Below are 25,660 nucleotides of genomic sequence, written 5' to 3' on the forward strand. Positions count from 1 at the left end.
TGCAGGCTGTTTAAAAATTTTAAAGATGCAATTAACACTATTGAAAAATACGTAGATAACTATAACTTTAAAAGAATACATTCTTCAATTGATTATAGAACCCCAAATGAGTTCTATAATCTAAAAAATAGTAATTTTAAGAATAAGCTAGTAATTAGCATTTAGAGTCTACTTTTATGGGGCCAATCCGTAAAAAATATAGATTAAAAATTCGAGTCAAAATTCTCAATTGAAACATGAATATTTTAAAGTTTCAACTTGTATTTCTATAATATAATAAAAAAAGATTGAAAATATAGTGATTTTCAATCTTTTTTCATTATAAGTGTTTTAATACTTATAAAAGTGATAGTTTGATAGTTTATATTAATAATAAGAGTAGCTATTTTATTTACCTATATTGGATATTAATATAGAACGCTGATAAAAACCTAGCGATACAATAATTAAGTATGGAACTATAAAACAAAGTATAGGTAATAATTTAGAATTTGTTTTTGATTGGATACTATATTGTAAGGTGAATTTTTCGGAAAAATTTGGAAATATTTTTTTGAAAACTTTAAAAAATAAGTAGCCAATCATTGTACCTAAAGTATTAAATATTAAGTCATCTATATCAGTAGTACGAATTAAAAATAATTGAGAACATTCAATTATTAAAGATACTAAAAATCCAAATATAACTGTTTTTGAGAATTTTCTAAAATCATTCCATAATAATGGCAAAAAGAAACCTATTGGACAAAATAGTAATATGTTACCTATTATATTTAAACATACACCTAAAATTGCTATTCCAATTGATATATGTTCAGTTTTCATTAAATTAGGAATGTCTAAAATCATTCCTATAGATTCATTAAATGGAATTAAGGATATTTCTTTTAATCTAATATCTGTATGAAATCCACTCATAGGTGAAATGCCTGTTATTGAAAATATAGCCAAAATAAATAGAGTAAATATAAACAATCCAACTATGAATAAAGGTTTATATTTAGTTTTTATGTTGTTTTTCAAAAATATAACAATTAAAACCATTATTGGAATAGTTATAATTATACTTTTAAATAAATCACCATCCCCCATGCTATTGCTCCTTTAATGTTTTATTAAACTACAATAATTATAACAAAGCGAAATTAATAAAATAATACAAATAGATTACAATAAAGTAAAATAATATAAAAAATATTAAATAAAAATAACTTTAAAAATTATAAAATTGGATTATAGTTTTTTATGAAATAAGCTTAAGGTAGAACTTTAAGCTTTTTATCTATAGTATATATTATATAAGATGGGGGCTTTAAGATATAAATGTTTATACTAAAAATTCATAGGGGATGAGGATTATGGAGAAAGAAGATAAAGTATATTTAGAGGGCTTAAAAAATTGGCTTAATGAAACTAAGGATGAGCCAGTTGAAAAAATGGAAAGCTTTTTTACAAAACGAATAGATGGATATGAAAAACATATGATAAATATATGGAGGGAATATTATAAATGTATGTCTAATTTGATTCCTAAAAATACACAAAATATATTAGATATTGGCTGTGGAACTGGAATTGAACTAGATTATATATTTAAAAAGTTTCCAAGCATTAATGTAACAGGTATTGATTTAACAAAAACTATGTTAGATGAACTTGAAAAAAAACATGGTGATAAAAATTTAAAGTTAATTTGTGGAGATTATTTCATAGAGCCTTTTGGTATAGAAAAGTATGATACAGTTATATCATTTGAAACTTTACATCATTTTAAGCAAGAAAAGAAAGTAAATATATTTGAAAAAATTTATAAGTGCTTAAAAAAAGGTGGATGTTATATTGAATGTGATTATATTGCAAAAACAGAAGAAATAGAAAATTTACTATTTTTAGAGTGTGAAAGAAGAAAAGAAAGAGATAATGTTGGCAAGGATGTTTTTGTTCATTTTGATACACCTTTAACTTTAGAACATGAAATTAATGCTATGAAAAAAGCAGGATTTGAAAAAGTAGAGCTATTAGAAAATTTTAAAGAAGAAAATACAGTAATAATAATTGCAAGAAAATAAAACTAATATATTTTTAAAGAAAGTTTTCAACAAAATGAAAGCTTTTTTTATTTTGCAGAAATTATATAAATAATATCAAAAATAAACATCAGTTAAAAAATTAAATAAAAATTCGATCTAGAATTTAGTTTATAGAAGAATGACTATGAAAATATGCTTTTTTATTACATATATAATCATATATATAATATTTTGAATAGATATATAATAATTTAAATGTATATGTAAAATTTTAATTATACTATAATATAAATATAAAAATATACGAATATAGAAGTGCATCTGAAGTTATTAAGGTAGGGGTGAAAATTATATTTAACAATAAAAAGTTTAATTTATTTATTTATATTGGAACTATGATATTACTTTGTATTGTTGTAATTAAGTTTAAACAAAATGAAATATATTTTGATGATTATATTATTATAGATAAAATAATAAAAAATAATGATGACAAGAAAATTTTAGATAAAAGTTATGTTGATAGTATTGAAGAAAAGGTTATTAATAATGAGGAAAGTTTTGAAAAATATCTTATATTAGGATATTGTGATTATTATAACGACAGAATTTCTGAAGCTAAAATAAAATTTGAAAAAGCTATTGATTATATAGAAGATGAAAAAGATTTATTATGTATTGCATATAATGGACAATTTTTAATTGAATGCTTATCAATAAGTGGAGATTATGAAAAAGCTAGGGAGGTTTATGAACTTACGTGTAGATATATACCTACTAGACAATATAATCTTGTTTATAAACCTATTCTTAATATGGCTAATGGATTAACTTTTGCATCTGGTGAAAGTGAAGTTGGAATAAAAGAATTGGACAATATAACTGAATATTTATCATATGCATCTGATGAGATTAAAATTCAAATATATAAAACATATTATCAATGTTATCTTTTTGATGAAAATTATTCAATGTCAGTAAAATATCTATTAAAAGCAATAAAATTATCAGAAAAAATAGGGGATAATTACAATTTGGCTCATTTAATGAGTGATTTAGGGACAATGTACTGTGAACTTAGAAATTATAAAGAAAGTGAAAAACATATTTTATATGCCTTAGAAATAATAAAGGAAAATAATATGCAAAATACATATTTACAAAATTATGTTCTAATGAGTTTATTGAATTTGAAATTAGATTTAGAAGAATACGAAGAAGCATTAGAGATAGCATATGAAATAGAAAATTTTCATGGTGAATTGGGTGCTGAAATCTCAAAAGATTTTAAAGAAATGATTGATTTATTAGAGATAAATAAGCATATAAATAGAGAAGAATTTGAAGTTGCAAGCAATTTACTATCTAATATATCTAAAATGATAGATAATAAAGAAACAGATAGTTTTTATACATATTATTTTTATTATGTGACTTTAGGGAAACTACATGAAAAACAAGGTCATTTAGAAGGTGCTGCAAAATGTTATGAGAATTCTTTGAATTTATCTAAAGAGTTTGATATTTTAGAAGTGAATTTAATAAATAGAATTATAAATACATATAGAAACTTAGGAAATAAGGAACTTGAAGCTAAGTATCAAAATATATTAATAAATAAATATCAAGATGATGAAATTATTAGAAATCAAGAAAATATAGATAATATAATCAATAATGTTGAAAAAGAGTATGAACTAATAAAAAATAATGATAATAAATTAGTAGTGTATAAGATTTTATTGATAATTATTATATTATCGTTGATGATAATTAAATTCTTAATGAGAAAATTAAAATTTTTAGAAAAGCAAAACATAACAGATGAACTTACTGGTATTTATAATAGAAAATATTTTGACTTCTATTTTAATGAGATTATTTTAAAGGATAATAGTATTTCTGTAATTATGATAGATATAGATGATTTTAAAAAAATAAATGATAATTATGGACATGATGCAGGAGATTTTGTGATAAAAACTATAGCTGGGATTATAACGAATTTTTTGGAAGAGGATGATTTAGCATTTAGATATGGTGGAGAAGAATTTTGTATTTTAACAAGAAAAACAAAAAATGAAGTTATTGATTTAGCTGAAAATATAAGAAGTTTTACTGATTCAGTTAAACTAAAAGAGAATTTGAAAGTCACTATTAGTTTAGGAATAGGATTTAAAGGAAATGGTTTTGATATAGTCAAAAATGCAGATGAAAAATTATATATAGCTAAAAAAAATGGGAAAAATAAAGTTGTATATTAAAAGAACATTATCTACTTTGATAGTGTTCTTTTTTATATATTTTTTGTTTATAGATATTATTAAGAATGGAATCAATAAAATTTAATAAATATTTTATATTTATAGAAAAACTAGTGTTAATATAGGGCTTTATTATATAAATAATATAGTAGTAAGCAATTTCAAATTACAATAAAAAAATGATATAATATGATTTATGTTAATATATGAAAAAATATATATTATTAGGATATAAGATAAAAATTGGTATATAAAAGGTATTTTTAGTGTCAGGGGTGAGTAATCATAGCAAGCATATCAAAATCGAGAGAAAAAATATTTGTAGTAATCATATTAATATGTAGTTTTGGGTTAGTTGGATTTAATAAAAATAATAATAAATATGAAATAATAGATAGAATAGTAGATTCTGCTAATGATAATAAGATAATAAATAATAAATATATTGAAGATGTGAGAATTAAAATAATAAATGAAAAAGATACTTTTGAAAAATATTTCATACTAGGGTATTTTAGTTATTATAAAAATGATTTTGATAATGCTAAAAAGTATTTTGAAGAGGCTATGAAGTATATAGAAAGTGAGAAGAATTTACTTGCAATTTCATATAATGGAGAATTTTTAGTTAAATGTTGGGCATTTGAAAGGAACTATGAAAAAGCAAATGAAGTTTATAATAAAACTTTTAAATATATACCTAAAAATCAATATAGTTATGTGTATAAACCCATTATGAATATGGCAAAATATCTTGCAGTTGCATCAGGAAAAGGTTATATAGGAATAGGTAAATTAGAATATATAAAGAGCAATATACATAATTTATCAAGTGAAATTAAATTAGAATTATATAAAAATTATTATGAGTGCTACAGTATAGATAAAAATTACTCAATGGTTGTAAAGTACATATTAAAGGCAATTAAACTTGCTGAAAAATTAGGAGATAGGTATTCTTTAGCACAATTAACAGGAGAGTTAGGAAGTAATTACTGTGAGATTAATGATTATAGAAGTGGAGAAAAATCAATAGTAGAGGCATTTGAAATGCTTGATAAGAGTAATGATAAAAATGTTTATTTAAAACATTATATTTTAATGAAATTAGTTAAGTTATATGAAGATACAGAGCAGCATGAAAAGGCGTTAAAAACAGTTTGTTATATGGATTATTTGCAAAAAGAAAATAAGGCCAATGCTACAGATGATTTTATAAATATGCGAAAAATAATTGAAGCTAATGTTAATATAAAAAAAGAACATTTTGATTTAGCTGAAAAATTATTAAGTGATGTAAAATTAAAAAATAAAAATATTATTACAGAAATATATACTAATTATTACTATATATTAAGTTTGGGTGATTTAAATTTAGCAAAATGCAATTATGAAAAAGCTATAGAATACTATAAAGAATGTTTAAAACTTTCACATGAATTTGACAGGAGAAAAATTAAAGTATATGAAAAGCTTATCAGTACTTACCATAAAATAGGTGATGATAAGTCAAGAGCAAATTATCAAAAATTGTTAATAGAAGCATACAAAGAAGATGAATTTAAGAGAAATGAAGATAATAGAAGATATATAGTGGATAATTTGCAAAAAGAAGATGAATTAATCAAAAGTAATGATAGAAAAATAATTTTCTATAAAAGTTTGATGATTTGTATTATTACTGTATCTTTTGTGATAAGTTTTTTAATAAAAAAATTAAAAAGTTTAAAAAAACAAACTATTATAGATGGACTTACTAGAATTTATAACAGAAGATGTTTTGATTATCAGTATTACAAAGCAATAGCTAGAAATGAAAATATATCAGTTATAATGATAGATATAGATGACTTTAAAAAAGTAAATGATATGTATGGACATGATACAGGAGATTTAGTATTAAAAAATACTGCAAAAATTATTGATAATTTATTAGATAATGGAGAACTTTTATTTAGATATGGTGGAGAAGAATTTTGTATTTTAGTGAAAAATAAACATATAGAATATGTTATAGATTTAGCAGAAAATATACGAAGTCTTATGGAGATGGTTAGATTAAAAGATAATCTAAAAATTACACTGAGTTTAGGAATAGGTGTTAAAAGTAAAAATAAGGATGTACTTAAACTAGCAGATGAAAATTTATATTTAGCTAAGAATAATGGTAAAAATAGAGTAGTATATTAAATTTAATATTATAATAAATTTAAAGAGAGAAGAAGTATTTTTCTTCTCTCTTTAATAATTTTAAATTTTATAAATTACAGTGTAAAATAGAAAAATAGATACATTGGATAAACACTTGTATGAATAGTGTTTGGTGGAAAGAATATTAAAATTCCAATGTATCTATCTATAAAGATATGAAATATTATATAGGCATATTAAGTTTGCCTATATTTAATAGTATACTTTTAAAATAGAAAATATGACTAATTAGGAGTATTACTTTTAATTAATTTTAGTTTTAAATAGATATGTATTTAAAACTATGAAATGGTTATAAGATAAAAAATTAAAGTTATTAGATATCATAGGAAAAAAATTAATTTAAAGAAAAGTATTGACATTAACGTAACGTCAAGGTTTAATATTTAAGTATAGTAAATTTAAATAAATAATAAAATATATCCATAAATTAGGTTTAAAATGAGGTGAATTTTGTTAGTATGAAAGAAGAAGTGAAGGATACTTTAACTGTTGGTGAGTTTGCCAAGAAATCTGGAATAACAATGAGAACTTTAAGGTATTATGATAAAATTGGACTTTTAAAGCCATCATCATATAATGAAGCAGGGTATAGACTTTATACAAAAGAAGACTTTCCTAAACTTCAACAAATATTAACATTAAAATTTATTGGATTATCTTTAGACGAAATAAAAGATATTCTTAAAGAAGATTTAAATGATAATGATTTTAAAAGATCATTACAAATACAAAAAAAGATAATTAAAGAAAAAATAGATCATGAATTTAATGTAATTCATGCTATAGATGAAACTTTAAATATGATAGAAGAAGATAAAAATTTAAATTGGAATAAGTTTATTAACATAATAAGTCTTATAAATAAAGATAATAAATGGATAGAACAATATAAAAATGCATCAAATTTGAAGGCTAGAATAAATATACATGATAAATTTAGTCATAATAAAAAAGGCTGGATGGAATGGTTCTTTGAAGAATTACCATTAGATAAACCATGTAAGATTTTAGAGTTAGGCTGTGGCGATGCAAGTTTATGGGAAAAAAATTACGACAAAATACCTGATAATTGGGAAATTTATTTAACTGACTTTTCAGAGGGAATGATTTTAGATGCACAATTAAATTTAGATGAAAAAGTGAAAAGATTTAAATTTAAAAATATGAATGCTGAAGATATTTCTTTTAATGATGAAACTTTTGATATAGTTATAGCTAACCATATGTTATATCATGTAAAAGACATAGAAAAGGCTTTATTGGAAATCAAAAGAGTATTAAAAAAAGATGGTTATATGTATGCGTCAACTGTGGGAAAAAAGCATATGATGGAGATGAGAGAGTTTTTAAGAGAGATAGATAAAAGCATTTTAGAGGCAGAAAGTTTTAATTTAACTGATAAGTTCAGACTTGAAAATGGATTTGAAATTTTGTCAAAATTTTTTAGAGAAGTAGAAAGTAAAAGGTATATAGATAATCTTAAGATAACAGAAGAAAAAGCATTAATAGATTATATAGTTTCTATGGAAAGTGATATAGTAAAAAAACTTAATGATACTAAATTAGAAACTTTAAAGAAAATATTAAAGGAAGAAAAAGAGCATAATAAATATATTTATATATCAAAAGATACAGGATATTTTAGAGGCAAAAAATAATTAAAATACTTAAAAAGTATTAAAATTTTGAAAAATAGATAAAAATAATAATAAAAAGGAGAGATTTCAAAATGAGAAAAATACCTTTTTCACCACCAGATATAGAAGAAAATGAAATAGAAAAAGTAGTTGAGGTCTTAAGATCAGGTTGGATTACTTCAGGACCAAAAGTTGCTAAATTTGAAGAGGAAATGAGTAAGTACTGTAATGCCAATCATGGTGTAGCAGTAAGCAGTGCAACTTCAGGTATGGAGCTTATACTAAAAGTTTTTGATATAAAAGAAGGCGATGAAGTTATAACAACTCCTTATACTTATACAGCAAGTGCAAGTGTAGTTTTACATAGAAATGCAAAATTAGTATTTGTAGATGTAGAAAAAGATACATTCCTAATGGACTTAAACAAATTAGAAAATGCAATTACAGATAAAACAAAGGCTATAATAACTGTAGATTTTGCAGGTGTACCATTAGATTATGATAAAGTAAGAAGTATACTTAAAAAATTAAATAGAGAAGACATAATATTAATAGGTGACTCAGCTCACTCATTTGGAGCATCATATAAAGGAAATAAAGTTGGAGCTCAATATGATTTCCATGTATTTTCATTCCATGCAGTTAAAAATTTAACTACAGCAGAAGGTGGAGGAATAACATTTAATGATAATAACTTCCACGGAAAAGAAGATTTATATCGTGAATTAAAATACACATCATTACACGGACAATCTAAAGATGCATTATCAAAAATGAAAGCAGGAGCATGGAAATATGATATATTAACAGATGGATTTAAATGTAATATGTCTGATTTACATGCTGCAATAGGACTTGGACAACTTGAAAGATATGAAAATATGCTTGAAAAGAGAAGAGCAATATTTAGTACTTATAGTAGTGCATTAAAAGATAAAGAATGGGCTATTATACCATTTTCAAAAAATGAAGAAATGGAAACATCATATCACTTATATCCATTAAGAATAAAGGGCTTTGAAGAAGTAGATAGAGATAAAGTTATTGAAGCATTAGCTAAAAAAGATATAGCTACAAATGTTCACTTTACACCACTTCCTATGTTTACATTATATAAAAACTTAGGATATAAAATAGAAGATTATGAAAATGCATATAATCAATATAAGAATGAAATATCTCTTCCAGTGTATTCTACATTATCTTTAGATGATGCAGAATATCTAGTAAATGAGTTAATAGCTATAGTAGAAAAAATAATAAGTGAAAAATAAAGGAGATAAGAAAATGAAAGTAGGATTTTATACTTCAAAAAGAGAATATGAAGAAAAAATGGCTGAATTTAATGAAGCAATACTTGGTTCAATAAAAAATGGAGTTCAAACTTTAGGTGAAGAAGTAAAAGCTTTTGAAAAAGAAATACAAGATTTTGCAAATGTAAACCATGCTATTGGTGTTGCATCAGGAACAGACGCATTAGTTATGGCATCTGATATATTAGGATACAAAGATGGAAAGGAAATAATAACTTCTCCATTTACATTCTTAGCATCAACTTCATGTCTTGCAAAGCATAAAGGAAAACCAGTGTTTGTAGATATAGATGAAGATACTTTCAATATAGATACTACAAAAATTGAAGAAAGAATAACAAAAGATACAGTAGGAATACTTCCAATACATCTTTTCTGCCAAATGGCTAACATGGATGATGTAATGGATATAGCTAAAAGACACAATTTATCTGTTCTTGAAGATGCTGCAGAAGGTTTTGGAATGCAATGGAAAGGAAAAGGAGATACTTATAGACACGCTGGAACTATAGGTGATATGGGTATGTATTCATTTTTCCCAACTAAAACACTAGGAGCTTATGGCGATGGTGGTATGATAGTTACAAATAGTGATGAATTAGCAGAAACTACTAAAATGTTAAGAGTTCATGGAGCTAAGAAAAAATATCACTATGAATATATAGGATATAACTCAAGACTTGATAACATTCAAGCTGCAGTATTAAGAGTAAAATTAAAATATATAAATGAATCAATAGAAAAGAGAAATATGATTCATGATGCATATGTTGAAAGATTAAAAGATATTCCAGAAATAACATTACCAAAAATAAAAGGTGATCAAATACCAGTTTACTATGTATTTAATATAACTTGTGAAAAAAGAGATGAGTTAAATGAATATCTAAAAGAAAATGGTGTAGGAACTAGTATATACTATCCAATTCCATTACACATGCAAAACTGCTTTAGTTATTTAGGATATAAAAAAGGAGATTTCCCTGTAGCTGAAAGAGTATCAGAAAGAATACTAGCACTTCCAATATATCCAGAATTAACAATGGATGAAGTAGATTATGTTTGTGAAAAAATAAGAGAATTCTACAGAAAATAATTATATATAAATAGAAATAGCTGCTATAAACTTAGTTAGTAAAAGTTAAGTTTATGGTGGCTTTTTTTATTTCCAAAACTAAACGGCTATAAGTGAACTGAATTCAGAGCTATGTAATTAAATTCTAGTCTATTTTTCATAACTCTTCGTCAGCAATTCACATTAATAAAATGCCATTATTAATGCGAATTACTTCCTTGATTTATAAAAAATATACATTGAATTTTGAATTACATATTTCTAAATTTAGTTCACACGATATCCTGTCTAGGCAGTCGCTGAACCCGTCCTTGGGTTCAGGTCTTGAAAATAAAACACAAATTAATAAGAGTTTCTAAATCAATTTTTAAAGAAATACTAATTTAAATAATTCCTGTTCCTTGATGAAAGAAAAAAGCTTTTCAATTGATAAATTTGTTATTTTGAATTCGAACTTGGAACCCTATAAAATATTAGATGGAACTCAAGAGAAGGAGTTATTTATTTTTTTGAAGAATTTATATATATTTGCCAACTTTTTTACAAATGTAGACAGTATATAAATATACAGAGATTTGAAAGGAGAATTGATATTGAAAAAACAGGATGCAGATAGAGTGATAAAAGAATACATAAAACCTATGTATGGTTTTGCAATGAATAAAACTAGGAATATTAATGATGCAGAAGAATTAGCAAGTATGATTATAATTCAAATTTATGATGTACTTATAAAAAAAGATAACTTTATAGATTTAAATAGTTATGTTTTTAGAATTGCTCATAATGTTTGGACAAAGTATTTAAGTGAGAAAACAAGGGTTATTAACAATGTTTTTATAGATGATGTAAATATTATTGAAAATGAAAATATTGAAAATGATATTGTGAAAAAAGAAATCATAGGAAAACTTAGATTAGAAATTGCATTTTTATCAAGGCAGCAAAGAAAAATAGTTTTGTTACATTATTATAAAGGATTAAAAATAAGGGAAATTGCAAAAGAACTAGATTTGTCAGAGGGAACTGTAAAGTGGCATCTTTATGAGATTAAAAAGGAGATGAAAAATAGTATGGAAGTATTAAGAACTATTGGTAATTTAGGAATTAATCCTATTAACTTTTCTAATATAGGGCATTTAGGAAATCCAGGTAGTAGAGGTGATACTAAAGATTTTTTAAAAAAGAGAATAACTCAAAATATATCTTATTCAGCTTATCATAAATCACTTACAATAAATGAAATTGCAGAGGAGCTGGGAATATCACCTATATTTGTAGAAGATGAAGTTAATGAACTTGAAGAATATGGGTTTATGAATAAAGTAAAATGCGAAAAATATGAAACTAATATTTTAATTGAAGAACCATCAGAAGAAAAATATGAAGAATTAAACAGTTTATATAAAAAATATGCAAATATATTAGTAGAAAAATATTTTCTTCAATTTTTTGAGAATAGAGAAATATTTAAAAAAGTTAATATTTATTCACCAGATAATGATTTTAACTTTTTAATGTGGAGTATAATCCCATATTCAATGCAGAAATTCATATTTGCTGAGTTACAAAAGATAACTTTTGATGAAGTTAGTGTAATACGTAAAGATGGAGGAAATTACATCTCAACTGCAACTTTAGATAAGAAAATAAATAAGATTGATAAATTTAATTATAATTGTTGTGGTGACATGTATAGAAGTAACAGTGAATTACCTATTTTAGGTTGGCAGATTAATACTGTATGGAGTAAAAGAGATTTTGATTGGCGAGATAATATTATGTCAGATTATATAGGACTATATCATTTTATAAATGGAAAATTAGAAGAAAATGATGTAAATATAGATATTTATAGAAGGCTAATAGATAAAGGATATTTATTTAAAAATGAAAGTGGATATAAAGTGAATGTAGTTTATTTAAAAAGCAAAAACATTTTAAATGAAATAATACCAGTACCTTCAGATGATTTTATAAAAATAGGACAAAAATTTGATAAGGAAGTATATGAAATTGAAAAAATAGATCAGCCTATTCATATGTATAAAACTATAAAGTACATATGTCAAAATAATATAGCAAAGTTGAAAACTTATGTATTAAAAAACTTAGTAGATAGAGGATTATTAAAAGAAGTAAATTTTGATAAGGAAAAAAGCATATCAACAATTCTTTTCCTTGGGGAGTGATGTATGTGTTAAAGAAAATATTAAATTTTTGCAAGATTAGTGTTGTTTCAGCTCCTATATTTTTTGTTTTAAATTTAACTACATTATTTATTATAGCATTAGCAAAAATTGGAATGAGTTATTCATTTAAGATGGCTACTGATACAATACTACATTACAAAAGTATTCAAGAAACTAGCTTTAAAGTAGCAATTCCTATATTATTTTTCTTTTTAATGATATGCATAGGTGGAAATACAATAAATTTTGAAGATATGATGATAAATGCATATACTAAAAAATCTAAAAAACTATTTTCAAAGTTTTTTATGTATAAAAGTTATAACACAAAACAAGACAATTTTTATAAAACAAGTTTTTATGATAATTATGAGTTTGTAAGAAATAATATGGATAATACTACAAAAATTACAGTTACAGTATTTAATAAGTTTACAATAGCTGTGTTTAGACTTATGTTATCGGTTTTAGCTATTTCTTGTTTTGACTCACTTGTACTTATATGTGTATTTATTTTATCTTTAATTTTAGTATTTATAAATAAATATGTTGTAAAAAAACGTATGAATTTAAATAAAGAATATGTTAATGAAGAACGTACTGCTAACTATTATAGAGAGTTACTTTCATCAAGAAAATACGCAAAAGAGATTAGAATATTTAATCTTCAAAATAAATTCCTTAATAAATGGGATGATTCATATAAAAATTATACAGTTTCAAAATATAAATTTGAAGTGAAGGCAACTATATTAACTAATATTACAAATTTTATTGAGGCGTTTATGACATATGGGCTAACAGTATACTTTTTATATCTTGTATATGATGGAACTATAGATGTAGGAGAATTTGTGTTTTTGAATTCAATAATGTGGTCGCTTACTTATAATATAAAAAGCATAGTAGATATACTTTCAAAGGATTTAATGGATAATTATCAATATGTAGAAAAATATGAAAATTTCACAGGAAAAATAAGCTTAGATGCATTAAAAAATATATCTTCAGATCATAATTTAAAAACTGATGATATTGAAGGTAAATTTGAAAGTTTGACATTTGAAAATGTAAGTTACAAATATCCTAATGGAAATAAGGATGCAGTTGAAAAGTTGAATTTCTCATTAAATAAGGGAGAGGTTGTTAGTGTGCTTGGATACAATGGAAGTGGGAAAAGCACTTTTTCAAAGTTAATGTGTGGACTTTTAGAAGATTACAAGGGAATTATAAAACTAAATGGAAAAGATATAAGAAATTATGATAAAGAAAGTTTATATAGATATTTTGGTATAGGATTTCAAGATTTTACAAAGTACAGTATATCATTAAAGGAAAATGTACAAGTTGGAATGATTGAAAAACTTAATGATGAAAATAGTTTTAATAGTGCAATAGAAAAGGGAAATTTAAAAGAAGTAATAAATAAATTGCCAAGTGGAATAAATACAATACTTGGTAAAGAATATGATAGTAGAGGACAGGATTTAAGTCTTGGACAGTGGCAAAGAGTAATTTTATCAAGGGCTTATATGGGGAGCAAAGAAGTACTAATATTAGATGAACCAACAGCATCAATAGATCCAATTGAAGAGATGAGAATGTTAAATCAATTCAAAGATATAGTTAAAAATAAAACTGCACTTTTAATTTCACATCGTATTGGATTTGCAAGGATGTCTAGTCGTATTTGCATAATGGATAATGGGAAAATAGTTGAAAGTGGAACACATGAAGAACTTTTAAAGTTAAAAGGCAAATATTATGAATTGTTTAATTCACAACAAGAAATTTATAAAGAAGGTGAAGTGTGTGTGTAGAAGTTATAAGATACAAGCTTTAAAAAAAGTAAACAATATAGCTTATAAAAGTAGTCCAGCCTCATATGTCTTTTTAATACTTATAAATATATTTTCAGCATGTTTTGTATATGTATTATTAAATGCTACCCAATACACTATAAACTCAGCATATGGGATTTTTAATAAAACTCATGATTTTAAATCTGTAGTTATAGGAATAACTATATTTTCTTTAGCAAAATTAATATTAAAATTTAGCAATGTTATAAATATATTACTTACAAATAAAGTCAATTTAAAACTTTCATATACATTTGAAAATAGTCTTAACACTAAACTTTCAAATATTAAAATAGATTATTATGAAAACAATGAAACTTACGTAAAAATTCATGAAGTAAGAACCAAGAGTTTAGAAACTATGAAAAAATTTATAGAAAGTACTATGTTTTATATACAAGCAGTCTTTAAAACAATTATTTATGGATATTTTCTTATACAGATAAATATTCTAGTTGTAGCAATATATTTAGTTTTAGTTTTTGTATTTAATAAGTTAGCAGGAAACATGTACAATAGTATAATGAATATTTGGGATGAAATACAACCATATAGCCAAAAGCAAAATTATTTTTTTAGTCTTAGTGGAGATAAGATTACTCATCAAGAGTTTAAATTTAATAGATTATTTAATTTCGTTAGTAGTAAATGGGATGAACTTTATGAAAAAGAGTATACTTGTAGAATGAAAATATTTAAGAAGTTTGAAATTACATTACAATTGGCAAGAATAGTTTTTAACATTCCATATATATCTATGCTTATTTATGTTGCATATGAAATAGTTAAAGGCAGACTTGAAATTGGTTTTTTAATGCTATGTAATGAACTTCTCAATGGTGTAATAGATACTTTTGAAGGTGTACAGAGTACACTTGCACAAAATGAAATTGATAGTAAATTCATTAAAAGTTATTATGAGATAATGAATTATGAAAATGATGATAAAATAGCTATAAATGAAAAGGTTAAGAATATAGTTTTGAAAAATGTAACTTATAATTACCCTCAAGGCACAAGATATGCACTTAAAAATCTTAATTTTCATATAAATAGTGGAGAAAAAATTGCTATAGTTGGTCATAATGGAAGTGGAAAAACCACAAGTACCAATATTTTAATGGCACTTACAAATCCTACAAGTGGTGAAATTATGGTAGATGGAAGTAGTGGATTGAAAGCTCAATGTATATTAAAAAGTAGTATTTCATGTATATTACAAGATTTTGCTCAATATGAAATGACTATAAGAGAAAATATTGAAGTAGGAAATGAAAGTTATAAGTTTTCTGAAATTGAAATTTGGGACTTACTAGATAAAGTGGGTTTAAAAGAAATAGTTTTCAATTTGCCTAAGGGTATAGATACAGAACTTGGTCAACTTAAAGATGGAATAGAACTATCAAAAGGTCAGTGGCAAAGGCTTGCAATAGCTAGGCTTTTAGCAAAAGGTGATTCTACTATATGGATATTAGATGAGCCAACAGCATATTTAGACCCAATATCGGAAATTGAAATTTATAATATGATATATGATTTAGCAAAAGATAAGACAGTTTTATTTATATCACATAGGTTAGGTTTTGCAAAACGTGCTGATAGAATAGTAGTTTTTAATGATGGAAAAATTGAAGAAGAAGGAACACATAAAGAACTATTAAATATAGATGGAATATATAAAGAGATGTATAAAAATCAAGAATCATGGTATGTGGCTTAATAAAATTAATGTTTTTAGAGTTCATTGAAAAATAAGCATTCAATGAACTCTTTTTATTGTATAGAAATTTAGTACTAAGGTCTATTTAACAATTTTAATTCTTTTTATTTTTATATAAATTATTTTTAATAAAAGAATTAATATAATAGAAAAACCAATAATACAAGTTAAGGTATCATATTTATGATAATTATAAATTAATGCTTGCTTCATAGAAGTAAACCATAAAAATAGTGGAAACAATATAAATATAATGTTTATTATCAAAAATTCTGTTTTATTTATGTAAAAATTGTATATAAGTAAAATAGAAATTAAGAGTATACATATAAATGTACATTCTTTAAGTGACATAGATACAGGTACATCTGAAGTTACAATCATTTTAAATACAAATAATATTAGTATGAAAATATTAATACCTAGTCCTATAATAATATCAATAAATTTATTCATTATAAACTCCTATAAAATATATTATATATTTATATTATATTGCATATTTAATGTATATATTAGCAAAATTTAAATTTTCAAAATATAAATTATAAAAATGTTGACAAACTTATAAGGTGAGAATAATATATGTATATAGATATTTAGATAATTATCTAAATATCTAAAAAGGCAATTTTATTTGGGAGGATGGATATTATGTTAAGTATAAAAGAATTTTCTAAAATTTATAGTGGCGGAAAAAAGAAGGCTGCAAGTAATATTAATATAGAGGTTAAAGATGGAGAAATATTTGGGTTTATTGGGCATAATGGTGCAGGAAAGACAACTACTATAAAATCAATAGTAGGCATATTGGATTTTGAAGAAGGTGAAATTTTAATAGATAATATGTCTATAAAAGATAAACCTATTGAATGTAAAAAAATTATGGCATATATTCCAGATAATCCAGATTTATATGATGCATTAACAGGTATACAATATCTTAATTTTGTAGCTGATATATACGGTATATCAAAAATTGATAGAGAAAATCGTATAAAAAAATATAGTGATGAATTTGAAATAACAAATAGTTTAGGTGATTTAATTTCATCATATTCACATGGTATGAAACAAAAATTAGCTGTAATTTCAGCACTAATTCATGAACCTAAATTGCTTATACTTGATGAACCATTTGTAGGACTTGACCCTAAAGCAGCACATACATTAAAAGGAATAATGAAAGAAATTTGCATAAGTGGTGGTTCTATATTTTTCTCAAGTCATGTTTTAGAAGTAGTTGAAAAGCTTTGTGATAGAATAGCTATAATTAAAGATGGACAAATTGTAGCACTTGGAGATGTGGCTACAGTTAAGGGGGATAGTTCACTTGAAGAAGTATTTATGGAGATGATAGAAAATGAGTAATTTAATTACATTATTAAAAGTAAATTTTATTAACTCTATTGGTATTAATAAAATACTAAAAGAAAAGTCTAAGTCAGAAAAAAATAAAATATTAGGAACATCTTTGTTGATATTTATGAGTTTTGCTATGTTATTCTGCATGTTTACAGTATATGCTATGTCTTTAGGTAAAGTATTAAAAGAAATAAGTAAGTTAGATGTACTACTTACTTTTGCTATTACTATGAGCACAGTATTTGTATTTTTTACTTCAATATATAAAGCACAAGGTTATTTATTTTCTAATAAAGATTATGATATTTTAGCAGCAATGCCAATAAAATCTTCAACAATACTTTTAAGCAAAATTTTAAGCCTTATAATTATAAATTACTGTATATCATTAATAATGCTTTTACCATTTGCAATATCATATTTTATAAATAGTAATGTAAGTTTTATATTTTTTATATATGTAATTGTATTATCAGTGTTTGTACCATTAATACCAATAGTTTTAGCTTCAATAATAGCTTTTATCATAAGTTTCTTTTCATCAAGATCTAAACATAAAAATATAGTAGCAATTTTATTAAGTGTTCTAAGCTTGGTTTTAATTATGGTTTTATCTATGAGAAGTGATAAAATAATTGAGTATGTAATGGAGAATAGTAATGCAATAAGTATAGTAATGCAAAAGATGTATTTACCATCATACTATTTTACAGAGGCACTTAAAAATTTTAGTATAATAAATGGAATTAAATTTATTTTAATATCAATAGTACCTTTTATAGTATTTATATTAGTATTTAGTAGGAGTTTTAAAACTATAAATTCAAAACTTAAAGAGAGCTACAAAAAATCTAATTATAAATTTAAAGAGTTAAAGGTAGAAAGTCCAGTTAAAGCATTATTAAGAAAAGAAGTAAGAAGATATTTTTCAAGTAATATTTATGTTTTAAATACATCTGTAGGAATGATATTATTTACAATATTTTCAGTAGCATTAATATTTGTAGGTGTAGAAAAAATTAGTGTAATATTAGAAATGCCAATGATGGCAGAAATATTACCAAGCTATATAATTTTAATTGGATCAGGACTTGTAGCATTGACATGCACTACAGCACCATCAATATCTCTTGAAAGTCCTAATCTATGGATATTAAAAAGTATGCCAATAAAAGAAACTGAGATATTTAAAAGCAAAATAGCATTAAATTTATTAGTTATATTACCACTTCTATATATTAATATGTTAGTTCTAAGTTTTAAGTTTAGAATAAGTGGAGTTTATTTAATAGGAGTGTTCTTAATACCAACATTATATGCATTTATAATTTCAATGGGAGGACTTCTAATAAATTTATATTTTCCAAAGCTTATGTGGACATCAGAAACTCAAGTGGTAAAGCAAAGTGCAAGTACAATGATTTCAATGCTTTTTGGTATGGTAATCATTGCTATTCCAACACTAATATATATATACTTTAGAATAGAAAATTTTGCAGTGTTTATAGGTGTGTTAGCAGTTATACTTTTATCAGTAATATTTGTAATTTGGAACATGCTAAAAACAAAGGGAGTTGAACTATTTAACAAATTATAATATTATAATATAGTACATTAATGAAAAATTTATAGATAATAATATATATAGGAAACTGAGTTTATGTGCAATTTATATAAGCTTAGTTTCCTATTATTATATTTAATGAAAAAGGAGATACAATGGGAAACATATTATTTAAGGATTTAAATTTAAGTGAAGATATATTAAAGGCTCTAAAAAACCTAGGATTTGATGAGCCATCAGAAGTTCAAAAAGAGGCTATACCATACATATTAAAAGATACTGATATTATAGTTAAATCACAAACAGGTAGTGGAAAAACAGCAAGTTTTGGTATTCCACTTTGTGAAAAGGTAGAAGTAGAAAGTTCTGAGGTTCAATGTTTAGTTTTAGTTCCAACAAGAGAGCTTGCAATGCAAGTAAAAGATGATATTTCTGATATAGGAAGATTAAAAAAGATTAGATGTGCTGCAGTTTTTGGAAAACAACCATTTAATGATCAAATAAGAGAACTTAAACAAAGAGTACATATTGTAATAGGAACTCCAGGAAGAATTGCTGACCACATAGAAAGAGGAACTTTAAAAGTTAACAAGTTAAAATATGTTGTTGTAGATGAAGCAGACAAAATGCTAAATATGGGATTTATAGATCAAATAAAAGACATATTAAATAAACTTCCTAAAAATAGAGTTACAACATTATTTTCTGCAACGCTTCCAGATGAAATAGAAATTTTAAGTAAATCTTACATGAAAAATGCTAAAGTTTTAAATGTAAAATCTAAAGTGTTTAACAGAGATAGAATTAAAGAAAGCTTTGTAAATGTTGAGGATAATGCTAAGTTTAAATTATTATGGCAAAGTATATATAGTGAAGTGCCTAATAAATGCATAGTATTTTGTAATACAAGAAATAAAGTTAAGTCAGTTTATGAGCTTATGAGAAAAGAAGGCTTTTTAGCAGAAGAACTTCATGGTGAAATGGAACAAAGAGAAAGACTTAGTGTTATGGAAAAATTTAAAAATGATGAATTTAAGGTTTTAGTTGCAACAGATGTAGCTGCTAGAGGAATTCATATAGAAGATATAACTCATGTTTTCAATTTTGAAGTGCCAATGGAAAAAGAAAGCTATGTACATAGAATTGGTAGAACTGGAAGAGCTGGAAAAGAAGGAAAGGCAATTACATTTGTATCAAATTATGAGAAAAAGTTCTTAGATGAAATTCAAGAGTATATTGGATATAACATTGAAAGAGGAGCTTTTCCAGAAGGTGAAAAAATTAGAGATGGAAAAATAAAATTTAAAGAAAGTCAAAAGGAATTTATAAAGAATAAAAATAATAAAAAGAAACAAGTTCACAGTGAAATTACAAAAATTCATATAAGTGGCGGGAAGAAAAAGAAATTAAGAAATATAGACATAGTTGGAGCTTTAAGCAATGTACAGGGACTAACTGGAGAAGATATAGGAATTATAGACGTTCAAGATGGATTTTCTTTTGTAGATATATTAAATAATAAAGGACAAATGTTCCTTAAAAATAACAAAGAAATAACTATAAAAGGGAAAAAATTAAAAATTCAAAAAGCTAAAAAGTAATTAGGACTTATTTGAGAAAACAGTTAAAACAAGGTAAAATATAAATAATAGTCTTATGCAAGAATGAATTCTTATCTAATTTGTTAATTGAAAGTTGAAGATTGAAGATTGAAAATGATGAATGAAATAGTTTATCTATTTAATTTTTACTTCTTCTTTCGTAGATGAGACTTCAGTCTTGGCGGCCTTTCATATGGATATAAAATAAGGCTTTGAAATGAAATTATTTTTTAACTTATTATATAAAATATATAATGAATCTTTAAATGAATTTAAAGATATTCTTTAGGAAAAGAGGAAATTATGGGAAAAATATTAGTTTTAGCAGAAAAACCTAGTGTTGGTAGAGATCTTGCTAGAGTTTTAAAATGCAATCAAAATAAAAGATCATATATAGAGGGAAATAAATATATAGTAACTTGGGCATTAGGTCATTTAGTTACTTTAGCATCACCAGAAAGTTATGATGATAGATATAAGAGTTGGAATATGGAAAACCTTCCTATGCTTCCAAACAAAATGAAATTAGAAGTTATAAAGAAAAGTGCAAAACAATTTTATGAAATTAAAAACATTTTAGGAAGAAAAGATATAGATGAAGTTGTTATTGCTACAGATGCTGGTAGAGAAGGGGAACTCGTTGCAAGATGGATACTTGATAAGTGTCACTACAGAGGAAAACTTTCAAGATTATGGATTAGTTCACAAACAGATAAGGCTATTTTAGATGGGTTTAAAAATTTAAAGCCAGGTAAGGATTATGAAAATCTTTATAAAGCAGCTATATCAAGAGCAGAAGCTGACTGGATTGTTGGATTAAATGTTACAAGAGCATTAACTTGTAGATATAATGCAAGTCTTTCAGCAGGTAGAGTTCAAACACCAACTCTTGCAATGATAGTTAATAGAGAAAATGAAATTAAGAATTTTAAACCCAAAGCCTACTATACTATAAATGCAAAGTGCAAAGGATTTAATTTAACTTATTTAGATAAAAACAATAACTCTAGATTATTTGATTTAAATCGTGCTGAAAATATAGTTAAAAAAGTTAATAGAGAAGAAGGTACTATACTTGAAGTCAATGAAAGTGACAAAAAGAATTTTGCACCAATGCTTTATGATTTAACAGAGCTTCAAAGAGATTGTAACAAAATTTTTGGTTATTCTCCAAAGCAAACATTATCAATAATGCAAAGATTATATGAAAATCATAAAATATTAACTTATCCAAGAACAGATTCAAGACACATAACAACAGATATAGTTCCAACATTAAAAGATAGAATAAAATCTATTTCTCTTGGAAACTATAAAAAATTCTGTGATGATGTATTAAGAAAAGGAATTAAAGCAAATAAATCTTTTGTAGATAACAATAAAGTAAGTGATCACCATGCTATTATTCCAACAGAAGAAAGAGTTATGTTATCACATTTAAGTAGTGAAGAAAAAAATGTATATGATTTAGTTATAAAAAGATTTTTATCTGTTATGTTAGATCCATTTGAATATACACAAACTACTATAAAAGTAGATGTAAAAGGGGAAAACTTTGTAGCTAAAGGTAAAGTTGTAAAATCTAAAGGATGGAAAGCTCTTTATGATAGAGATGTAGAAGATGATGATAGTGATGACTTAAAGGAACAAACACTTCCTAAGATGTCAAAAGGAGATAAAGTAGAAATTTTATCTGTAGATATGAAAAAGGGTGAAACTAAACCACCAGCTAGATTTAATGAAGCTACATTACTTTCAGCTATGGAAAACCCACAAAAATATGTACAAATGGATAAAGAATCTGCAAAAACTTTAGGGGAAACAGGTGGAATAGGAACAGTTGCTACAAGAGCAGATATAATAGAGAAATTATATAATATGTTCTATGTAGAAAAACAAGGTAAAGATTTAATTCCAACATCTAAGGGAAAACAACTTATAGATTTGGTTCCAGAAGATTTAAAATCACCACTTTTAACAGCTAAGTGGGAAGGGGAACTTGAGCGTATAAGTAAAGGAAAAGCAAATGATAAAAACTTTACAAGTTCAATGAGAGATTATGCAACAAAACTTGTTGATGATGTTAAAGGTAGTAGTGATAAATTTGTACATGATAATGTAACAGGTAGTAAATGTCCTAAATGCGGTAAATACATGCTAGAAGTAAAAACTAAAAATGGTGTTATGAATGTATGTCAAGATAGAGAATGTGGACATAGAGAAGCTGTAAGTAGAGTTACTAATGCTAGATGTCCAGAATGTAAGAAAAAACTTGTGATAAAAGGACATGGAGAAGGTCAAATTTATGTATGCTCTGGAGCTAATTGTAACTTTAGAGAAAAAGCATCTGTATTTAAGAAACGTTTTGAAAAAGGCGGTAAGATAGATAAAAAAGATGTTAAAAACTACATGAAGAAGATGCAAAAAGAAGCAGAGAAACAAGCAGCAGAGGACAATCCATTTGCAGCATTAGGAGATTTATTTAAAAAGTAAATAAGTATAATTATAAGTTTTAAGAAATATGTTATAAAATAAGATAATGTTGTAATAAGAAATAGAGATAGGTTTAACCTATCTCTATTTTAAATTTAATTTAGAATAAACTTCTATAAGATTGCCTTCACTATCTTCAAAATTTAAAACTAATTTATTATTTATTTGAGTTAATGGAAATGTTATTTGAGCATTTAATTTATTAAGTTTTGATTCTATTAAATTTATGTCGTTAACTTCAAAGCTTGGTAAACAGTTTGTACCATATGAAACAGACTCAAATGCTTTTTCATTATCAAATAAACAAAATTCAAATCCATTTAAATTAAAAACATTAAAAATTTCATTTTTTACATTTAAGTTTTCATTAAAAAAGTTTTCGTAGAAATTTATTGCTCTATCCATATCTTTAACAGCAATAGTTAAAGAATTCAATGTTATATTAAAATTCATGTCAAATCCTCCAAAAGTAAATTTATTAAACTACATTATTATAACACATTTGTATTTATGGATGTTTATGGAAATAAATTCAATTTTAAAATAATATGCTTATTTTATCTTATAATATGCTTCTATATGATTACCTTCACTATCTTCAAATTCCAAAACTAAGTTATGGTTAATTTTACTTAATGGAAATACTATTTTAACTTTAAGAAGTTCTAATTTTTCTATTAATAAGTTTATATTATTAACTTCAAAACTAGGTAAACAGTTATAACCATACAGTACGTGTTCATTTACTTTTTCATTATTGAATAAGCAAAAATTAAAGTCATTTAATTTAAAAATACTGAACACCTCATCTTCTGTATCTACAGAATGATCAAATAAGGCTTCATAAAATGATATAGCTCTTTTCATGTCTTTAACACATATATACAAGGAATTTATGTTTATACTTAACTTCATAAAAAAACCTCCAATAGAGAAGTAAAGTCTAATTTTAAATTATCTATTTTAGTTTAAATGTATTGATTTTAAAGATGAACTTTTAACTCTATAAATATTTATTAAATTTATAATTAAAGTATAAACTTTTAAATAAGACATCAGTATGTCATATTTGTTAAGTATTTAAAAAAGAAAGGAAAAGTATTACAGCATAGAAGCATATTAAAATTATAGTAATTATAGACCAAATAGAAAGAATAATTTCTTTTTTTGTTTTAGGTGATTCATTATTATTACAAGGGTCATTAATATTTATAACATTTATAATAACTAATATAACTATCAAAATTGGTGTTAAAATTTTACGACTAATTATATGAAATAAATTTAAAAGTATTAAGGCAATTACAAGCAAAAATATTACTATTTTCAGTGATTTATATTTTCCCAAAATGGAAAACCTCCTAAAATTAATAATTTATTTTAATATTTTTTTGATTTAATGAAATACTACGAGTATAAGACAATTTAATAAGAGGTGATGAAATGAATTTAAAAAAATTTATAGTGACAGTCTTACTATTATGTAATTGTTTAGTTGTTAATGTTAAAGCAGCAGATACTATTCCTACGTCAAATGTTTACAAAGAGGGTATTTATCACATTAAGGATGAATTGAATGATGGTACTACAGCTGAGCTTATAAGTGAAAATAGTTTCGCATGTATACTTATTGTTAATGATAATGGAGCTACACAAATATTTAAGCAGTTTGGTGATTATCATGAAAAGATTAATATAGGCAATGTTTCTAAGAACTCTACTATTGTAGTTATAGGTGATGGAGAATTAGCAATTAATTTTCATAATTAAACTTAAAATATTATAAATTTACTACTAAATGATGTTAATATATAATACTAATATCATTTAGTAGTTTTATTTTAAGTTTTATAAAGCTTTTTCCATGCTTAGAAATTCCATTTCACCTTTAACTGTCTTACCAATAAATTCATTAGTAACTTTAAAATCCAAACTATTATAAAGCCTTATAGCTCTTTCATTAAATTTAAGTACAGAAAGACCTATTTTATTTAAATTATATTTTTCTTTTGCAAATAATAAAATATTATTTAAAAATTCTTTGCCCATACCTTTACTTGTTAAGTCTGGTCTTAATTGAATAGCAAAGGTAGGAAGGTCATTATTAAAGTAAAATGAACAATTTCCAATTAATTCATTACTAGAGTAAATAGAATAAACATTTTCAATAGTAGGAAAGCTTTTTATATAACTTATTTTACCTTCAGAAAAATCATTGTCAAAAAATTCATATATGCCACCATATTTCCATGTAAGCATATCTTCAACATCTCTATTTGAAACTTTTTTAAATTCATAATTTTTTATAGTACACATATTTTTAAACTCCT

Annotated in this window: 20 protein-coding genes; 14 read left to right on the forward strand and 6 right to left on the reverse strand. The window is 24.3% G+C overall.

The window, feature by feature from the left end; all coding sequences use genetic code 11:
• Positions 1 to 387: 387 nt before the first annotated feature.
• Positions 388 to 1,092: a VanZ family protein gene (locus AC07E4_RS08590; RefSeq protein ID WP_430828703.1), complete on the reverse strand. Its 705-nt coding sequence runs from the start codon at positions 1,090 to 1,092 to the stop codon at positions 388 to 390.
• A gap of 266 nt (positions 1,093 to 1,358) precedes the next feature.
• Between AC07E4_RS08590 and AC07E4_RS08595 the strand changes: the two genes are divergently transcribed.
• The 9 genes from AC07E4_RS08595 (at position 1,359) to AC07E4_RS08635 (ending at position 16,307) form a co-directional block, all read left to right on the forward strand.
• The gene (locus AC07E4_RS08595; RefSeq protein ID WP_430828704.1) at positions 1,359 to 2,069 is read left to right on the forward strand and encodes a class I SAM-dependent methyltransferase; all 711 of its coding nucleotides are present in this window, start codon (positions 1,359 to 1,361) and stop codon (positions 2,067 to 2,069) included.
• A gap of 302 nt (positions 2,070 to 2,371) precedes the next feature.
• A complete protein-coding gene (locus tag AC07E4_RS08600) occupies positions 2,372 to 4,294 on the forward strand; it encodes a GGDEF domain-containing protein (RefSeq protein ID WP_034440366.1) in 1,923 nt (640 codons plus the stop codon).
• Positions 4,295 to 4,747: 453 nt separating this feature from the next.
• Complete coding sequence (locus tag AC07E4_RS08605) at positions 4,748 to 6,484, forward strand: GGDEF domain-containing protein (RefSeq protein WP_034440364.1); 1,737 nt, start codon at positions 4,748 to 4,750, stop codon at positions 6,482 to 6,484.
• Between the two features lie 482 nt (positions 6,485 to 6,966).
• A complete protein-coding gene (locus AC07E4_RS08610; RefSeq protein WP_478216130.1) occupies positions 6,967 to 8,166 on the forward strand; it encodes a MerR family transcriptional regulator in 1,200 nt (399 codons plus the stop codon).
• A gap of 71 nt (positions 8,167 to 8,237) precedes the next feature.
• Positions 8,238 to 9,419 carry a DegT/DnrJ/EryC1/StrS family aminotransferase gene (locus AC07E4_RS08615; RefSeq protein WP_034440361.1) on the forward strand — a complete coding sequence of 394 codons (1,182 nt, stop codon included), beginning with the start codon at positions 8,238 to 8,240 and terminating at the stop codon, positions 9,417 to 9,419.
• Positions 9,420 to 9,432: 13 nt separating this feature from the next.
• The gene (locus AC07E4_RS08620) at positions 9,433 to 10,554 is read left to right on the forward strand and encodes a DegT/DnrJ/EryC1/StrS family aminotransferase (protein ID WP_034440358.1); all 1,122 of its coding nucleotides are present in this window, start codon (positions 9,433 to 9,435) and stop codon (positions 10,552 to 10,554) included.
• A gap of 572 nt (positions 10,555 to 11,126) precedes the next feature.
• The gene (locus AC07E4_RS08625; protein ID WP_478216131.1) at positions 11,127 to 12,725 is read left to right on the forward strand and encodes a sigma-70 family RNA polymerase sigma factor; all 1,599 of its coding nucleotides are present in this window, start codon (positions 11,127 to 11,129) and stop codon (positions 12,723 to 12,725) included.
• A gap of 5 nt (positions 12,726 to 12,730) precedes the next feature.
• Positions 12,731 to 14,545 carry an ATP-binding cassette domain-containing protein gene (locus tag AC07E4_RS08630; RefSeq protein WP_478216132.1) on the forward strand — a complete coding sequence of 605 codons (1,815 nt, stop codon included), beginning with the start codon at positions 12,731 to 12,733 and terminating at the stop codon, positions 14,543 to 14,545.
• Entirely contained in the window at positions 14,538 to 16,307 is a 1,770-nt protein-coding gene (locus AC07E4_RS08635) for an ABC transporter ATP-binding protein (protein ID WP_034440472.1), read from the forward strand. Before AC07E4_RS08630 ends, AC07E4_RS08635 begins: the two co-directional genes overlap by 8 nt.
• 81 nt (positions 16,308 to 16,388) lie before the next feature.
• Here AC07E4_RS08635 and AC07E4_RS08640 read toward each other — a convergent pair whose 3' ends face one another.
• The gene (locus AC07E4_RS08640) at positions 16,389 to 16,763 is read right to left on the reverse strand and encodes a hypothetical protein (protein ID WP_034440473.1); all 375 of its coding nucleotides are present in this window, start codon (positions 16,761 to 16,763) and stop codon (positions 16,389 to 16,391) included.
• A 198-nt stretch (positions 16,764 to 16,961) separates the two neighbouring features.
• Between AC07E4_RS08640 and AC07E4_RS08645 the strand changes: the two genes are divergently transcribed.
• From AC07E4_RS08645 to AC07E4_RS08660, 4 genes are all read left to right on the forward strand, one after another.
• Positions 16,962 to 17,678 carry an ABC transporter ATP-binding protein gene (locus tag AC07E4_RS08645; protein ID WP_034440475.1) on the forward strand — a complete coding sequence of 239 codons (717 nt, stop codon included), beginning with the start codon at positions 16,962 to 16,964 and terminating at the stop codon, positions 17,676 to 17,678.
• The gene (locus AC07E4_RS08650; RefSeq protein WP_478216133.1) at positions 17,671 to 19,269 is read left to right on the forward strand and encodes a putative ABC transporter permease subunit; all 1,599 of its coding nucleotides are present in this window, start codon (positions 17,671 to 17,673) and stop codon (positions 19,267 to 19,269) included. The genes AC07E4_RS08645 and AC07E4_RS08650 overlap by 8 nt, the downstream gene beginning before the upstream one ends.
• Before the next feature lie 131 nt (positions 19,270 to 19,400).
• A complete protein-coding gene (locus AC07E4_RS08655; protein ID WP_478216215.1) occupies positions 19,401 to 20,837 on the forward strand; it encodes a DEAD/DEAH box helicase in 1,437 nt (478 codons plus the stop codon).
• 303 nt (positions 20,838 to 21,140) lie between these two features.
• The gene (locus tag AC07E4_RS08660) at positions 21,141 to 23,330 is read left to right on the forward strand and encodes a DNA topoisomerase III (protein ID WP_478216134.1); all 2,190 of its coding nucleotides are present in this window, start codon (positions 21,141 to 21,143) and stop codon (positions 23,328 to 23,330) included.
• Between the two features lie 84 nt (positions 23,331 to 23,414).
• On the opposite strand, the gene AC07E4_RS08665 is transcribed toward AC07E4_RS08660, so the two are convergent.
• The 3 genes from AC07E4_RS08665 to AC07E4_RS08675 form a co-directional block, all read right to left on the reverse strand.
• Positions 23,415 to 23,783: a VOC family protein gene (locus AC07E4_RS08665; protein WP_478216135.1), complete on the reverse strand. Its 369-nt coding sequence runs from the start codon at positions 23,781 to 23,783 to the stop codon at positions 23,415 to 23,417.
• Between the two features lie 99 nt (positions 23,784 to 23,882).
• Complete coding sequence (locus AC07E4_RS08670) at positions 23,883 to 24,245, reverse strand: VOC family protein (protein ID WP_034440486.1); 363 nt, start codon at positions 24,243 to 24,245, stop codon at positions 23,883 to 23,885.
• Positions 24,246 to 24,402: 157 nt separating this feature from the next.
• Positions 24,403 to 24,678, reverse strand: coding sequence for a hypothetical protein (locus tag AC07E4_RS08675; protein ID WP_034440488.1), 276 nt, complete (start codon positions 24,676 to 24,678; stop codon positions 24,403 to 24,405).
• A 95-nt stretch (positions 24,679 to 24,773) separates the two neighbouring features.
• Between AC07E4_RS08675 and AC07E4_RS08680 the strand changes: the two genes are divergently transcribed.
• Positions 24,774 to 25,100 (forward strand): hypothetical protein, encoded by a 327-nt coding sequence (locus AC07E4_RS08680; protein WP_034440489.1) that lies wholly within the window; start codon positions 24,774 to 24,776, stop codon positions 25,098 to 25,100.
• A gap of 78 nt (positions 25,101 to 25,178) precedes the next feature.
• Here the strand turns inward: AC07E4_RS08680 and AC07E4_RS08685 are convergent, their stop codons facing one another.
• Positions 25,179 to 25,646 (reverse strand): GNAT family N-acetyltransferase, encoded by a 468-nt coding sequence (locus AC07E4_RS08685; RefSeq protein ID WP_034440490.1) that lies wholly within the window; start codon positions 25,644 to 25,646, stop codon positions 25,179 to 25,181.
• Positions 25,647 to 25,660 lie beyond the last annotated feature (14 nt).

The organism is Clostridium amazonense (assembly GCF_056431285.1).